The sequence below is a fragment of the Symbiobacterium sp. genome, from assembly GCF_040797425.1.
Lineage (GTDB): Bacteria > Bacillota > Sulfobacillia > Symbiobacteriales > Symbiobacteriaceae > Symbiobacterium.
The window spans coordinates 43,795-58,717 of sequence record NZ_JBFNEH010000007.1 but is presented as its reverse complement, the minus strand read 5'-3'; the positions used below and the strand labels follow the sequence as shown (position 1 = coordinate 58,717).

Annotated in this window: 15 protein-coding genes and 1 pseudogene; 6 read left to right on the top strand and 10 right to left on the bottom strand. The window is 68.9% G+C overall.

Annotated elements, in window-relative coordinates:
- Positions 1-250: 250 nt before the first annotated feature.
- From AB2385_RS03805 to AB2385_RS03790, 4 genes and pseudogenes are all read left to right on the top strand, one after another.
- Positions 251-2,404, top strand: coding sequence for a cell division FtsA domain-containing protein (locus tag AB2385_RS03805; RefSeq protein ID WP_367653598.1), 2,154 nt, complete (start codon positions 251-253; stop codon positions 2,402-2,404).
- 66 nt (positions 2,405-2,470) lie between these two features.
- Positions 2,471-3,424 carry a cyanophycinase gene (locus AB2385_RS03800; RefSeq protein WP_367653597.1) on the top strand — a complete coding sequence of 318 codons (954 nt, stop codon included), beginning with the start codon at positions 2,471-2,473 and terminating at the stop codon, positions 3,422-3,424.
- 121 nt (positions 3,425-3,545) lie between these two features.
- Positions 3,546-3,734 (top strand): annotated as a pseudogene (locus tag AB2385_RS03795) (RNA polymerase sigma factor); the annotation flags it as partial.
- Positions 3,735-3,757: 23 nt separating this feature from the next.
- Entirely contained in the window at positions 3,758-4,078 is a 321-nt protein-coding gene (locus AB2385_RS03790) for an RNA polymerase sigma factor (RefSeq protein ID WP_367653596.1), read from the top strand.
- Between the two features lie 830 nt (positions 4,079-4,908).
- Here AB2385_RS03790 and AB2385_RS03785 read toward each other — a convergent pair.
- The 3 genes from AB2385_RS03785 to AB2385_RS03775 form a co-directional block, all read right to left on the bottom strand.
- On the bottom strand, positions 4,909-5,202 hold the full coding sequence (locus AB2385_RS03785; RefSeq protein WP_367653595.1) for a hypothetical protein: 294 nt from the start codon (positions 5,200-5,202) through the stop codon (positions 4,909-4,911).
- A gap of 38 nt (positions 5,203-5,240) precedes the next feature.
- Positions 5,241-6,383: an A/G-specific adenine glycosylase gene (mutY, locus tag AB2385_RS03780; RefSeq protein WP_367653594.1), complete on the bottom strand. Its 1,143-nt coding sequence runs from the start codon at positions 6,381-6,383 to the stop codon at positions 5,241-5,243.
- 183 nt (positions 6,384-6,566) lie between these two features.
- Complete coding sequence (locus AB2385_RS03775) at positions 6,567-7,181, bottom strand: DUF1657 domain-containing protein (RefSeq protein ID WP_367653593.1); 615 nt, start codon at positions 7,179-7,181, stop codon at positions 6,567-6,569.
- A 137-nt stretch (positions 7,182-7,318) separates the two neighbouring features.
- On the opposite strand from AB2385_RS03775, the gene AB2385_RS03770 reads away from it, so the two are divergent.
- Complete coding sequence (locus tag AB2385_RS03770) at positions 7,319-8,107, top strand: DUF3891 family protein (protein WP_367653592.1); 789 nt, start codon at positions 7,319-7,321, stop codon at positions 8,105-8,107.
- A 165-nt stretch (positions 8,108-8,272) separates the two neighbouring features.
- Here AB2385_RS03770 and ccsA read toward each other — a convergent pair whose 3' ends face one another.
- The 6 genes from ccsA to AB2385_RS03740 all read right to left on the bottom strand — a co-directional run bounded on the left by ccsA (position 8,273) and on the right by AB2385_RS03740 (position 13,403).
- Positions 8,273-9,613: a cytochrome c biogenesis protein CcsA gene (gene ccsA / locus AB2385_RS03765; protein WP_367653591.1), complete on the bottom strand. Its 1,341-nt coding sequence runs from the start codon at positions 9,611-9,613 to the stop codon at positions 8,273-8,275.
- Positions 9,600-11,000, bottom strand: a complete 1,401-nt coding sequence (locus AB2385_RS03760; RefSeq protein ID WP_367653590.1) for a cytochrome c biogenesis protein ResB — start codon at positions 10,998-11,000, stop codon at positions 9,600-9,602. The genes ccsA and AB2385_RS03760 overlap by 14 nt, the downstream gene beginning before the upstream one ends.
- A gap of 168 nt (positions 11,001-11,168) precedes the next feature.
- A complete protein-coding gene (locus AB2385_RS03755) occupies positions 11,169-11,873 on the bottom strand; it encodes a cytochrome c biogenesis CcdA family protein (RefSeq protein ID WP_367653589.1) in 705 nt (234 codons plus the stop codon).
- Positions 11,874-11,888: 15 nt separating this feature from the next.
- Positions 11,889-12,527 carry a redoxin domain-containing protein gene (locus tag AB2385_RS03750; RefSeq protein WP_367653588.1) on the bottom strand — a complete coding sequence of 213 codons (639 nt, stop codon included), beginning with the start codon at positions 12,525-12,527 and terminating at the stop codon, positions 11,889-11,891.
- A gap of 200 nt (positions 12,528-12,727) precedes the next feature.
- Positions 12,728-13,048, bottom strand: coding sequence for a hypothetical protein (locus tag AB2385_RS03745; protein ID WP_367653587.1), 321 nt, complete (start codon positions 13,046-13,048; stop codon positions 12,728-12,730).
- 13 nt (positions 13,049-13,061) lie between these two features.
- On the bottom strand, positions 13,062-13,403 hold the full coding sequence (locus AB2385_RS03740) for a LysM peptidoglycan-binding domain-containing protein (RefSeq protein ID WP_367653586.1): 342 nt from the start codon (positions 13,401-13,403) through the stop codon (positions 13,062-13,064).
- Positions 13,404-13,638: 235 nt separating this feature from the next.
- On the opposite strand from AB2385_RS03740, the gene lexA reads away from it, so the two are divergent.
- Positions 13,639-14,256 (top strand): transcriptional repressor LexA, encoded by a 618-nt coding sequence (lexA, locus tag AB2385_RS03735; protein ID WP_367653585.1) that lies wholly within the window; start codon positions 13,639-13,641, stop codon positions 14,254-14,256.
- Between the two features lie 165 nt (positions 14,257-14,421).
- On the opposite strand, the gene AB2385_RS03730 is transcribed toward lexA, so the two are convergent.
- Entirely contained in the window at positions 14,422-14,907 is a 486-nt protein-coding gene (locus AB2385_RS03730; protein ID WP_367653584.1) for a DUF456 domain-containing protein, read from the bottom strand.
- Positions 14,908-14,923 lie beyond the last annotated feature (16 nt).

Sequence of the window (14,923 nt, the reverse complement as noted above, 5' to 3'; positions counted from 1 at the left end):
CCACCTCCTTCGCTTTTACGCCCATAGCGTGTGCGGGCCACGGCCGCATTATGTCTAGCAATCCACGGCAGCGCCGGCGCACCCCGAACGAGTAGAGAGCCGCGAAACAAGGACGTTGACCTGTCGAGAATTGTCACATTCGAGGGAGCGCCTTCTGCCCACTGAAGGAGCAAGGAATAGCTTTGTCGAAACCCTACCATGTTTTGTGCCACGGTGTGTAAGGCCTTGGCACGAAAGGAGGTCCTGACGGGTGTCGGCACACCCCCTGCTCACCTTTGACATCGGCACGCGGAAGGTGGCCGGCCTGGTCACCACGCAGGGGCCGAAGGGCCTCAAGATCCTGGCGGCGGAAGTGATGGAGCACGCCGAGCGCACGATGCTCGACGGGCAGATTCACGACGTCGTGGCGGTGGCCGAGGTCGTCGCGCGCGTGAAGGCCAGGCTGGAGAAGCGGGTCCGCCTGTCGCTACGGGAGGTGGCCGTCGCCGCGGCAGGACGCGCCTTGCGCACCGTACGGGGGCACGCGGTGCGGCAGCTCTCGGGTCTGACGGAGCTCACCGCGGAGGAGGTCTTCAGCCTGGAGCTGGAGGCCGTCCAGGCGGCGCAGACGGGCCTCAGCGAGGTGCTGCGGGAGGGTGAGAGCCCGCAGGACTACCACTACGTGGGCCACTCGGTCACACGCTGCCTGCTGGACGGCTTCCCGCTCGTGAGCCTGGTGGGTCAACGGGGCACCGTGGCGGAGGTGGACGTGATCGCCACGTTCCTGCCCCGGGGCGTGGTCGACTCGCTCCTTGCGGTGCTGGACCAGTGCGACCTCGAAATGACGGCCCTCACGCTGGAGCCCATCGCCGCCCTGGCGGTGGCGGTACCGCCCTCGATGCGCCACCTGAACCTGGCGCTGGTGGACATCGGCGCCGGCACATCTGACATCGCACTCACGGCCAAGGGCGCCGTGCTCGCGTACGACATGGTGCCCATCGCCGGCGACGAAATTACAGAGGCGCTCTCCGAGGCCTACCTGCTGGACTTCAAGGTGGGCGAGCGGGTGAAGCGGCAGATCAGTACAGCGGATTCCGTCGAGTTCACCGACATCCTCGGCCACACGCGGCGGGAGAGCCGCGACGCCCTGATTGCAGCCCTGCAGCCGGCCGCGCACCGGCTGGCGGCCGAGGTTTCCCGCCGCATCCTCGCCCTGAACGGCGGCCGGCCGCCCCAGGCCGTCCTGCTGGTGGGCGGGGGTTCCATGACGCCCGGGCTGGCGGAACTCCTGGCGGCCGAGGTGGGGCTGCCCGCCGAGCGGGTGGCCGTGCGGGGGCGCGACGCGATCCAGGGCGTGGAAGGGGCGCGGAGCTTGCTGAAGGGCCCCGACGCGATTACCCCGATCGGGATCGCCGTGGCCGCCCGGGATCATTCGACACTGGGGTTCACCTACGTGTACGTGAACGGCCGCGGCGTTCGGCTGTTCCGCCCCACCCGGCGCACGGTGGCCGACGCACTGCTGGCGGCGGGCGTCTCGATTCGCGACCTGCAGGGCGCCATCGGCAAGGGGCTGACGGTAAAGGTCAACGGCGAGCTGCGCATGGTGCCCGGCACCTTCGGGCGGCCGGCACGCATCCGCGTGAACGGCGAGGCGGCCGGGCTGGACACGCCCGTGCAGCACCAGGACCGCATCGAGGTGGAACCCGGCACGCCGGGGCAGCCCGGGCGGGCCACGGTTGCGGAGGTGGCCCCGGAGGCCGGCTGCCGGATGGAGCTCACCGTAAACGGCGAGCTGGTGACGCTGGCGCCGCTGATCACCGTGAACGGCCAGCCGGCGGAGCCGGACCGGGAGCTCAGGGACAACGACGTCGTGCAGGTGCAGCCCCTGCGCACGGTGGCGGATGCCCTGGCGCGCCTGGGCGTCGATGCCGCGTCGACACGGGAAACGATTTCGTATACACTGAATGGCAAACGCTGCGCCATTGAATGGCCGCGATACGTGGTGGCGCACAACGGGCACGCGCCCGGCCCGTCCGTGCTGGAGGAGCCGCTGGCGCCGGGTGACCGGCTGACCGTGCAGGAGCGGCCGCCCCTCACGGCGGGCGAACTGGCCGGGCGGGTCGCCGGCGGCGACGGAGTGCGCGTGCGGGTGAACGGCCGCGAGCACCATCTGCCGGCGCGGAGTGTCACCGTGCGCTGCAATGGCCGGGTGGCCGCCCCGGGCGACCCCCTGCGCGCCGGCGACGAGGTCACGGTCACCGTCGTGGACGAGCCGCCGATCTTCGCAAACCTGCTGGTGGCCGCGGGCATCACCTCTGCGCCGGAGCCCGGCACGCACCAGCTCATCATGCGGCTTAACGGGCGGGACGCGGAGTTCATCACACCCCTGGCAGATGGAGATGAAGCGGAGATTCGTTGGATATGAGGGCTTTGCAGGCGCCGAGCGCAATAGAGTTAGAGGGAGTGCCAACCCACAGGAGGTGATCGCGCGGTGAACCTGGAACGCCTGGGCTCCATCACTTCGGAGCTGTCCTCCAGCCTGCTGAAGTCGATCGTCGTGCCCCAGGCTGGACTGCGCGGCTGGTTGGCGCGCCATCGCTCGGCGGCGCAGCGGGCGAAGAACGGGCGCCCCGACGGGCGGCCCGAGAGCGAACTCGACGTGTCGCTGGCGGAGTACCCGGTGGGTCCGGTCATCCTGGTGGGGGAAGCCCCCGTGCCCGACGAGGCGGTGGTGGCCGCGCTGCACCTGGCCGGCGGGCGTTCGGCCCGGGTGGCGGTGGTGCCGGCAGCGGCCAGCGGGGATCCGGCGGAGGCCGCGGCCGCGGCGGCACGGCCGTTCACTCGGTTTGGCATGAAGCGGGTGGAGCCGTTCCTGCTGGACTCCCGCGAGAAGGCCGCCGACCCGGAGTGGGTGGCGCAGCTCCGGGAGTACGATGCGATCGTCCTCTGCGGCGACAGCCCTGCCCGCGGGCTGCACGTGCTGCAGGCCACGGCGGCGGGCGCTCTGCTTCGGGAGCACGTGCAGGGAGGGAAGCTCCTGGTGGGCATGGGCGGGGCCGCCGCACTGCTTGGCAGCCGGGTGTTCCCGCACCCGTCGGAGCAGGGCGTGACGGTGGGCCTGGGCATCCTGCCCGCCCTGCTGATCGACACCAGCCTGGGCAGCGCCCAGCGGTTCAGCCGGCTGGCCGGCGCCATGACGGCCCCTGAGGCGGCCGCAATGCTGGGGATCGGGCTGGAGGCCGGAACCGCACTCCTGGTCGCCGACGGCGAGGCCAGGGTGGTCGGCGAGGCGACCGTGACGGTGCTGGATCCCTGGGAGCGCACCACGTCGCCCGAAGCCCGCCACGACGCCCTGAAGGTTCACCTGCTCACCGATGGCTACCGGCTGCACTTCCGCACCCGGAGGGCCCTGCCGCCGGAGCGGCAGGAGGAGTCCAACTCGTGACGCGACGCGTGGGACCACCGAAGTCGACGGTGGTCCTTTTTTCGCGCATGGCGGGAACCTTTCGCCCGCCTTGTTTGTCCTGTGGGTGGCGGCCGCCAGCTGAACCCGTGGAGGTGAACGGATGCTGACCCAGGAGGAGTTTCTGCACTTGCTGCAGGAGCACGAGGGCCGGCTGTACCGCATCGCCCTGGCCATCACCGGGCGCGATGCCGACGCCTGGGACGCCCTCCAGGACGCCGTGGAGTCGGCGGTGCGCAGCCTGCCGGAGCTGCAGGGCGGGGCGCAGGCGTTCCCGGGCTGGATGCGGCGCATCGTGGTGAACGGGCGATCAACGTGGTGCGGCTGCGCAACCGGCTCGTGCCGGTGGACCCGACGGCGGCGCCGGAGCCCGACCCGCTGCCGCCACCCGAGGCGTCCATCGTCGCCCGGGAGATCTGGGGGCTCATGGAGGAACTGGACGCGGGCCAGCGGCAGGTAGTGGTGCTGCGGTACTTGGCCGACCTGCGCCTGGAGGAGATCGCCCTGCGGCTGGACCTGCCCGTGGGCACGGTGAAGTCCCGGCTGCACAGGGCCTTGGGGCGCCTCCGTGGGAAGTCCAGATCGACTGGGATCCAGAAGCCGCCGCCAAACCGATCTGGGTGGTCGGGGCCATGAGCTATACGGGGCACCTGGTGACAGGCAGCGTTCAAGATAACCCGTACGATGAGAACAGCTACATCCTCGTGCCCGTGGCGGATCTGGTCGTACCGCCCGAACGGGAGAGCAGGCGAACGGACAGCTCTCCGTACTCACGGACATTCAGCAGTGCAGAAAGCTATGGACTGATCGCACGCTATTCCTTTGACGGGAGCGGTATATCCTCCGTGGGGCGCGTGACCATCCGGTACACGTACCTGGGATTACCTCTAACGGCGCAGAGGCACTTTGAAGTTGACGAGTAGGCGGTGCAGACGCGGCTGGCCAGGGTGCGTCGCGCCGGTTCCGGTGGCCTGCACAACAGGACGGGTCGCTCATGGTACGACCGGCGGGGTTGCCTGTACGGGAGCCTGACCGGGTCGGCCGCCGTCCGCACCAGTCGGCCCCGCGCACGCCCCCCTCTTGGCTACTTCACATAACATATATTATCGGACGTTATCTCTGTGACGGCCGGGCTCCGGGTTGGGCGGTTCCTCCCACTCTCCCGGCGTCCAGACCGGCGTTATACGCTTGGCGCAACCGACGTTCTTACAGACTGGAACGGCGATGTCGGCGGCAGAGTTTGCGGCCGGGTGGAGTTCACCGGAGCAATCCAAGGCTTACATCCTGTTGGCCTCATCGCTTTGACACGGTACAGGAGAGCCTGCCCGTTTACAGTCGGCTACGACCGGCAGCTCCGGCAAACGGCACCGCGGCGCGCCTTGTGGCCGCGGATGAGCCAGGGAGACCGCAGGCCGGCCACCTCCGCCAGGCGGGGGCAGCCGGCCTGTCTGTGCAGGCGCCGCTGCTCAGCCGCGGTCGCCCCGCACACGCTCCACCGGTTCCTCCTGCGGGTCCGTCAGGGAGCCGTCGTCGCAGCCCGGGTGCAGGTGTACCACCACCTGGAGCCGCGGCCCGAAGTTGATGCGGCGGGTGATGAACCCCTCCTCCAGAATCGCCTTCCGACAACGTGTGCAGGTCAGCTTTCCCTCCTGCCGCAGGCGTTCCGCCGCCGCCCTGAGCTCGTCTTCCGACGGGTCGATCAGCACCGGCCGGTCCGACCGCAGCGCGTCAGCCAAGAGCCGCTCCATCTCGTCGCTCAAGCCACACACCCCCGGTTTCGGCGGGACTCGTGTCCGGACTAATCATTCCTACGCCGGGAGGTCGGGCCTTCATGCAGCGCCGCCAGTACCTTGCGCTGCACGGTGGGCATCGGGAAGCCGTCCACCTCGCTGCGCGACGCCCATCGGACGTCCGCTGACTCCCGGATCTCGTGACCGGGCGCGAGCCCCGCCCGGTAGCACCGGACATGCCACGCCACATGGGAGAACACGTGGGTGACGTCCGTCAGGTGCTCCCCCACCACCACTTCTACCCCGAATCGGTTCCAGAAAATGGCGCGGAGAGTCTCCTCTGCGTCGGCACCGGCGGGGACGTCGTCTCCCGGCAGTTCCCACAGCCCGCCCAGCAGTCCGCCGGGCGGCCGGCGCACCATCAGCAGGCGGCCCTGGTGCTCCACCACGGCCGCCACCCGCTCCACGGGCCGGGGGGCGCGGGCCTTGCCCTTTACCGGCAGTTCGCCCACCCTGCCGGCTTTCCAGCCCTCGCAGCCCTCCCGGAGCGGGCAGAGCAGGCACTTCGGGCTCTTCGGGGTGCAGATGGTGGCCCCGAGGTCCATCAGGGCCTGGTTGAAGTCGCCGGCCTGCCCCTCGGGCATCATCTCCTGAACCAGTTCCGTGATTACCCGCCGGGTCGAGGGCAGCGAGATGTCGGCGGCGATGTTGTAGAGGCGGGCGATCACCCGCAGGACGTTGCCGTCCACCGCCGGCACCGGGCGGTTGAAGGCGATGGAGAGGATGGCCCCGGCGGTATAGGGCCCCACCCCCTTCAGCCTGGCAAGGGCGTCAGGGTCGTCGGGTACCGCCCCGCCGTAGCGGGCCACCACCTCTTGCACGGCCTCCTGCAGGTTGCGGGCGCGCACATAATAGCCCAGCCCCTCCCAGGCCTTCAGCACCTGCTCCTGCGGTGCCGACGCCAGCGCCTCAGGCGTGGGGAACTGGGCGATCCACCGTTCGAAATAGGGGATAACCGTTTCCACACGGGTTTGCTGCAGCATCACCTCGGAGACCCAGATGTGGTACGGGTCCCGGGTGCGGCGCCACGGCAGGTCACGGCCGTGGGTCCTGTACCAGTCCAGCAGGCGGCCGGCCAGCTCTGCCGCGCGCCCCTGCTCCGGCGCTCCGTTCCGCCCAGCCGGCTGCCGATCGTACTCGGATGTCTGCAAGGGCACCATCGATCCTTTCTGCGCAAGCGTGTGGCCAACGCTCGGCAGAATTCGCCCTGGAACTCGGGTGCTCCTGCAAGACCGGCGCTCCTGCCGATCCGCACACCGACCCCTCCGCCCAGGCGGGTGGTCTGCCTGCATGCTCGCCTGCAGGAAGGGCTTGATTCCGGTGCGACGCTCCGATCACGGCTGCCCCTGCTGCTGACCTTGCGGCTGGCCCTGCTGGGCCCATCCCGGGCCGCACTGCCCCTGTTCTTGCTGCTGCCCGTTGCCCTGACCGCCCGGGCCGCTCCCCTGACCGTCGACGCCGCCGTACCCACCGTTCTGGCCGGGGTTCTGCCCCTGGCTGTGCTGCGGCCAGCCACCCTGGCCATCCCGGCCTGCGGCCTGCCCGTCGCCGCCTGGGCTGTTGGCCTGCTGGACGGCACCTCCGCCCAGGCCGCCGTCCTGTCCGGCCGCCTGCCCCTGCCCCTGGTGCAGCCACCCAGCCTGGCCGCCCCCTGCGCCACTCTGCCAGTTTCCGCCGCCTTGGCCCGGGTGCTGGCCAGAGCCCTGCTGTCCCTGGCCCTCCTGCGCCCCGCCCTGCTGCCGGCGCGCCTGACCCACCAGGGAGTTGTACTGGCTCAAGTACTTGAGGCGCGACTCGAGGATCATCACATGTCGCTCCATGTCCTCGGCCATCTGCTTGAACACCTGGTGGGCCTTCTCGTCCTCCGACTGGGACGCGAAGAGCAGGTAGTTGCCCTTTGCCGCCTGCGCCATGGCGATCGCCCGTTCCAGGTCTCCGTGTACCGTCATGCCCGCATCCTCCTCGAACCGCCGACCGTCAACCAAAAGGAGAGGGTTGTCCCTTCCCCGACCTCCGTCGCAGTTGGCTGCGGCTTGCTGCCACGCGTCGGCGCTAGTCTTTGCACCTGGAAAGGGAGGTATGCGAGATGGTGATCCAACGCGAAGATGGTCAACTCTGTCTCACGACGCAGGTGGAACACGCGCGCCTTGCGGCCGAGCTGGTGGATCACTGGGGCGGTCCGTTTGCCCCGGTGGAGCCGGCGGACGCCGTGCGCCTGGCGGCGGAACTGCACGACGGAGGCTGGGCGGAGGTCGACGCGGCGCCGCGGGTCAACCCGCAGACGCAGCGCCCATATTCCTTCCTCGACATCCCCCAGGACGTGCACGTGGCGGCCCACTCCCGCACGGTGCAGCGGGCGCGGGCGGCCCATCCGTACGCCGGCCTCCTCACCTCCCTGCACAGCACGGGCCTCTACCGGAACCGGTACGGCCACCTGCCGCACATCCCCCAGCGCCCAGTCGATCCCGCCTCTCGCGCGGCGGTCGACCGCTTCCTGGCCGAGCAGGATGAACTGCAGGCCGAACTGCTCCGCAGCCTTCAGCCCGACCCCCGGGTGCTCTGGACGCACTACCGCTGGTTTCAGCTCTGGGACACGCTTTCGCTCTACAGCTGCATGCTGAGTCCCGGAGACGTGCGCCGCGAACTGCTCTGTCGGGTGCCGCTCCGGCCAGGAGGCGATGAGGTCGACCTCTACCTCGTGGGTGCGGGCGAGGCTACGTTCCAGGTACAGCCCTGGCCCTTCCGCGACCCGCGCATCGAGCTGACGTGGGCGGTGCGCCGCGTGCCGGACCGGCCCTACGGCAGCGACGCGGAACTCCAGACGGCGTGGCGGCGGGCGCCGGTGCAGCGCCGGCGGGTCACGCTCGTCGCGTGATCGTCTCACCGGCCTTCCCGCGGTCCGACGGGGCCGCCTCCCGCGAGCCTGAGTCCGGCTGGCGGGAGGCTGAGCTGGCGCCTGTGCCCCGGCGTGGCCGCGGGGTCAAGAGGCGACGAGCCTGCCCCACAGGCGGGTCGGGCCGGCGCGTCTCGCGGCTGGCGGCTAGACGCCGGCGTACGAATGCAGGCCCACGATCAGGAGGTTCACCCCCACCAGGGTGAACAGGACGACGCCGAAACCCAGCACGGCCAGCCACGCGGACCAGCGCCCCTCCCATCCCCACGTGATGCGGAAGTGCAGGTAGGCGGAGTAGACGCACCAGGCGATGAAAGCCCAGGTCTCCTTCGGGTCCCAGCCCCAGTACCGGGTCCAGGCCTGCTTCGCCCAGATCATGGCGAAGATCAGGCCGCCCAGGGTGAAAATCGGGTAGCCGATGGCCACGGCCCGGTAGCTGATTTCATCCAGGAGCTCCAGGTCTCCGCTCACCCGCAGGGCCAGGGCGTCGCCGATGCGCCCGCGGGTGATGAAGAGGCGCACCGCCGCGTAGAGCAGGCTGCCCCCGACCAGTGCGTACAGCAGGGTGTTCAGATGTTTCCCTTTCCACATGCCGGAGACCACGACCAGAGGCAGCGGAATGCCCCAGAACGTGCCCTTCTCCCCCACCTCGGCCCCAACCGGCCCGATGATGGGCGGCAGATGGTAAGTGGCGCCCACGAACTGCCACTCCGCCCCCAGGAGGCGGAACACCGCCGCCAGCAGGAAGAACGCGACCATCACCAGGATGAGGTAGAAGACGCCCTCCAGCAGGCGAACGCCCAGGACCTCTTCCCACTTGTGTTTGGCCTGCTGTGCAGACAGGGGCACAGCCGCCACCCCGACCGCACCGCCGGCCGCAATCATCCCCGGTGCGGCGCCCCCGCCCGCGGCCGTGGTCTCCGCGGTGGCGGCTGCCTGTTCCGCCGCCCGGGCCTGCGCCAGTTCAATGCCCCTGAGCCGCAGAAGGTAGAGCAGGGCGGCGACGAACGCTACGGCGAAGAAGCCCTCACCCAGCGCCGCCAGGCTGACGTGCAGCGGCAGCCAGATCGTGTTGAGCGCCGGGATCAGCGGCGTGACCTCGCGCGGAAAGACATAGGAGTAGGCCAGCAGAAACAGGGTCACCGGCGTGGCGAGGGCACCCACCACGTACATGCGGTAGATGCGGTGCAGAACGAGATAGGCCACCATGCTGGAGAACGCCATGAAGCCGATGAACTCGTACATGTTGGAGGTGGGCCAGAAGCCGGACCCCTGCCAGCGGGCCAGGATGGCCAGGCCGTGCAGGGTTACGCCCACCACGTTGGCGACCGTACCCCAGCCTGCGGTGTGCTGGAACTTCGTTCCCCTGGAGAGTTGCCGGCCGATCGTGCCAGCACCGTAGAGGACGAACGCCAGGAGGTACGCCGCAAACGCGCCGAACAGGAGCCACTGAGCCACCTCGATCAGGAACTCGTTAGGCAGTGTCATACCGCTCCATCCCCTCCCCACGGGATGTACCGAACAGGCGCCGCAGCTCGCGCTTCAGGGCAAAGCGATTCTTGTGTGCACGAGCCCCAATGAGGACCCCACCCTCCTCGGCACGTACCCAGACCTGCCAGTGATAGATGAAGAACGACATGATCATGCCGATGAACACGATGGCCAGGCCGGCGTACATGTATGGCACCGTTCTGTCCTGTTGGATTCTCAGCGCCGTGTACCGGCGGATGTCCACCCGCTCCACGTCCAGGTAGTACGGGCCAAAGTTGACCACGCCGATGTTGCCTGCGATGGAGAGGCCCATCCGGCCGAGCACGTGCCCCGTGTCCGCCGTGACCACCTCGGCGATGAGCACCGGGTTGCGCACTTCGTACGAGGCGTTGGCAGGCTCCTGGGTGACCGGGTCAACCGTAAAGTCGTGCAGGTACGTGCGCACCGCCAGCTTCAGGTTCGTGCCCTCGATGGGGTACTCGGGCTGCGGGTCCCGCAGGTCGAGGGGAACGGTGGCCACCACCTGGCCGGTCTCTTCGTGGACGAGCCGCAGGTGGGCGACCCCCGGCTCCTCCCGCCACGAGACCTGGTAGATTTCCCAGCCGTCGTAGGCGAGCGGGTGGTTGACCTCGATCGTCTGCCTGAGGACCTCCTGCCCGTCGGCGATGATGGAGGCGTCAGTGGCGTAACGGGACGGCGTTCCGTTCTCGTAGAACTCGATGGTGAACTTGTGGTTGGTGATGGCGAAGTTCGTGCCGGGCACCTTCACCGTCTGCCCGTCCGGAATCCACACGTCTTCCGCCTTGTTCCACCCGGGCAGCGCGTTGGCGAAGGCGGCGAAGCAGATCACCAACAGGCCGATGTGCAGGACGTAGGGGCCGTACCGGCCCAGGCGCCCCTTCTCGGCGTACAGGCATTCCCGGTCCCGGTAGATGCGGTAGCCGGCCTTCCTGAGCCTCGCCTCCACCTCTGCCAGGGCGTGGGGCGTCTCCAGCACCACCTGCTGCTTGCGCAAGAAGTGGGGCAGCTTCCACACCTGCGGCCGGGTGAGCATCCGGTGCAGGGGCACGAGCCGGTGCAGCGAGCAGATGACGAGGCTCACGACCAGCATCAGGACGAGGGCCACGAACCACACCGACGTGAAGGTGTGGGTCAGCCCCAGCCGCAGGAAGAGGCTGCCCCAGAACTCGCCGTAGCGCGCGGGGTAGTAGAGCTCAGGCGGACGCCAGTCCGGGTAGGTTCCTTCCTGCTCGATCAGTGAACCCAGCGCCGCCGCAGCGGCGAGGGCCACGATGATCCAGGCGGCCACCTTCGTGGAGGCGAAAAACTCCCACGTGCGGTCCAGAAGCAGCGTCCACTGGTTGGGCCCAGCGGGCGGCCGCACGGGTTCCCGGTCCCCCAGAGCCAGTCTGCAGTGAGGACAGAAATGCGCCCCCTCCGGCACTGGCTTCAGGCAGGCAGGACAGTGGGTCGCAGTGACAGCGGCCAGTGCAACACTCCCCCTCGATTGCCCGGGAGGACCTCCGCCCTCCCCCCCACTTGGAACAACGGTCTAGAAGCCCGTGAAGCCGGTGACCTCGATCAGCCAGGCCGAGAGCCGTTCCATGCCCCCGGTGGCCAGCAGAACCCCCATCAGCACCATGACGGCGCCGCCCGCGCGCTCGATGAGCAGCGAGTACCGGGCCAGCCGGCGCACGGAACCCAGAGCATAGGCCATCGCCACGAACGGCAGGGCGAAGCCCACCGAGTAGGCCAGGAGCAGCAGCCCGCCGTACCCCGGGTGGGTCGCGGCCAGCGCCAGCACCGCCCCCAGGATCGGGCCGATGCAGGGCGTCCAGCCGGCCGCGAAGGTGAGGCCCACCAGCGCCGAGCCGAGGTACCCTTCAGGGCGGCTGACCAGTTGCCGCCGCGTGTCCCGCATCAGGAACGGCACGCGCAGCACGCCCATCAGCGTGAGGCCCATGAGGACGATGAAGATGCCTCCCACCACCGGCAGCCAGGAGCGGCTGCTGTAGAAGAAGGAACCCAGGGCGCTGGCGGTGAGCCCCAGCGCCACGTAGATCACCGAAAACCCGGCAAAGAAGGCCAGGCTGTGCTTCAGCACCCGGGCCCGCACGGCGCGGGTGCCGGCGGCCAGTTCATCCACCGAGACGCCCGTGAGGTAGCTGAGGAACGAAGGGTAGATCGGCAGGACGCACGGCGAGATGAAGGAGAGCACGCCGGCGCCAAAGACGACCAGCAGGTTCGGCGAAGCCATGGGCATCGACTCCCGTCAGCGGGCCATCAGGCGTGCGACTTCCGCTTCGATTTGGATCAGCGACATCTGATACTGGTATACCCCGCGGATGACGCCCTCGCGGTCGATAAAGAACGTCGCGGGAATGGGCACGATGCGGTAGGCGCGCTGGGCGCTCTCGTCGGTGTCGATCAGGATGGGGAGGTCGATCCCCAGCCTCTCGGCGAAATCCCGCACGGCCACCCGCGACTCGCCGACGTTCACCGCGTAGAACTGCAGGCCCTGCGCCTTGTACTTGTCATAGACCGCCTGGAAGTCGGGCATCTCCTTGCGGCACGGCGGGCACCAGGTGGCCCAGAAGTTGATCACGACGGGCTGCCCCGCCAGGTCGGAGAGCCGCACCGCCTCGCCGTCCAGGGAGACGGCCTCGAAATCCGGTGCGGGCATGCCCACCTGGGGCACCGTGTCGGCCCCGGTCCGCGGGACCAGCAACACGAGCAGCAGCGCAGCGGCCATCAGGCCCAGGGAGAGGCCGGAAACCCAGCGCTTCCACGCGGGCAGCCGCCCGACCGCCGCATTCTTGTGCGCGGCCGCCGTGAAGCGCGTGTCCCACCCGCAGTGGTGGCAGTACCGCCCGCCCTGCACGAGCGCCGTGCCGCACTCGGGACAGACCACGGTGCATCCCCCCGTCCCCGTTCCGGTCCTCTTGCACCTGCAGGACCTGGCTGGATAGTGATAGACTCACGTAAACTTGCAGGCTCGGTTCATTATAACAAAGAATTCGGCACTCCGGTCAATCCCGTCTCCGGCTGAGCGGGTGAATATGGAAAGGTCTACACCCTCAGGTGTAGACCCGATTCGCATTCCTTTGCGCCCTACCAGCCGGCAGCCCGACGCTCCGAGCGGTAGTGCCGTGCGTACAGCTGGTTCCAGGCCCGCAGTTCGGGAAAGAGCCGGTCCACGGCCAGGGAGATCTCCAGCATGGGCAAGCCGCCCCGTTCCTCCACGGGGGTGCGGGCCGCCTCCGCCAGCAATCGCCCCACCTGTCGGCTGAGGTTCCGGAGCCCTTCCTCGTCGCGGAAGTCGCCCGCCGCCGCTGCGCGCAGCACCTGCGCATGGCGCCGGCGCAACCGGAGCAACCGTTCGTACAGCTCAAGGGGCAGCTTCCCTTCGAAGCTCTGCACCACCACTGCCATTCGCCTTCCCCCTTCAGCGCCCGGCCGGTTCAGTGGGAACGAACAGGACCTGTCCCGGGTGGATCTCGGCCGACGGCAGGCCGTTCAGCCGCCGGATCAGGTAGACCACTTCCCGAACATCGCGGTCGCCTGCGTAGGCGGTGGCGATACCCCACAGCGTGTCTCCCTGAACCACGGTGTAGTGGACGCCTGCCGGCGGTTCATGCGCGCCCGTGTGGACGAGCCGGGGGAACAGCAGTACGGCAGCGGCCAGCGTGAGCGTGAACAGCACCGCCAGCGTCCGCGCCCGGCGCACGGCCTTCGGAGTGCGCCGCCGCACCCTCCGATACCGGGGTTGCAGGGCAATCGCAGCCATGGAGAACCCTCCCTCACCCGAACAGATCGCCGGTAGTCCCGGAACCTGTGTTCGCATACAGCGTATCACGAATGGATGTTCTGGTCAACCCCTTGCGCGCATTTTTTCGAACAGGTGTTTGCAGACGGCCCGCCATGTGGTACAATCTAGCCAACCGGACCGTGTGCCGGAACGACAGGGCGGGGCCATGCATGTGAATCCGCGGTCCCGGCCCCGGTTCAGGAGGTGTCGCTGCATGCCGGAAGCCTTGACGGAGCGACAGCGCCAGATCCTGCAGTTCATCAAGGATGAGATTCGCACCAAGGGCTATCCGCCGTCGGTAAGGGAGATTGGCGAGGCCCTGGGTCTCAGCTCCAGTTCCACCGTCCACGGGCACATGACCCGGCTGGAGGAGAAGGGCTATATCCGCCGCGATCCCACGAAGCCCCGGGCGATCGAGGTGCTGGACGGGAGCACCACCCAGCTTCGCCGCACCATCGCGGTCCCCGTGGTGGGCCGCGTCACGGCCGGGCAGCCCATCCTGGCCCAGGAGAACATTGAAGAACACTTCCCGCTGCCGGCCGATTTCGTGCGGGCAGACGAGTCGGAGCTCTTCTTCCTGACGGTTCAGGGCGACTCCATGGTGGAGGCAGGCATTCTGGACGGCGATCTGGTGCTGGTCAAGCGCCAGCAGCACGCCAACAACGGCGATATCGTCGTTGCGCTGATCGAAGACGAGGCCACGGTCAAGCGCTTCTTCAAGGAGCAGGACCACATCCGGCTGCAGCCCGAGAATCGGTTCATGGACCCGATCATCGTGCCCGACTGTCAGGTGCTCGGCAAGGTGGTCGGCCTGGTTCGGCGGATGGACTAACGCGCCGGAATGGCTCTACGGAGTGGGAAGCAAATCGGCCCGGTGGGAGCGTCGGCTTCCACCCGGGCCCTGTTTTTGCCTCTCGGTCTGTTCGGATGGGTGCCTGCCCCGGGGCGGCTCCCGCAGCACGGCCGCAGACCCGGGCCGTGCGGGTCGCCCCCTGCGCTACACGAGTACTTTGAAGACGAAGGCCCCCGTCAGCCCAAGTGCCACCACCAGGTTGACGACCACCGAGCCCAGCACTCCCACGAGGCCGCCCACGCCGGCCCGCAACGCCTCCCGGCCCGAGCGGCCGGCTGCCAGTTCGAACAGGGCGGCGCCGAGGAAGGGCCCCAGCACGAGGCCCAGGGGCATGAAGAAGAGGCCCACCAGCGACCCGATCACGGCACCCCAGGCGCCGGCCCGGCCCGAGCCGAAGCGCCTGGCCCCCCACGCCCGTGCGTAGTGCTCGGCCACCTGCGTGGCCACCACCACCGCCAGGGCCACGATCAGAAAGCCCGGGGTCATCGCCTGGAACCCCTCCACCACCCCGTAGACCAGCATGGCCAGGAAGATCAGGGGCAGCCCGGGGAGGGCAGGGATGAGCGTGCCCGCGATCCCGACCAGCATCACCGCCAGTGCGATGAAGAAGGCGATCCACTGAAAGCCCACCCGACCACTCCTTCCG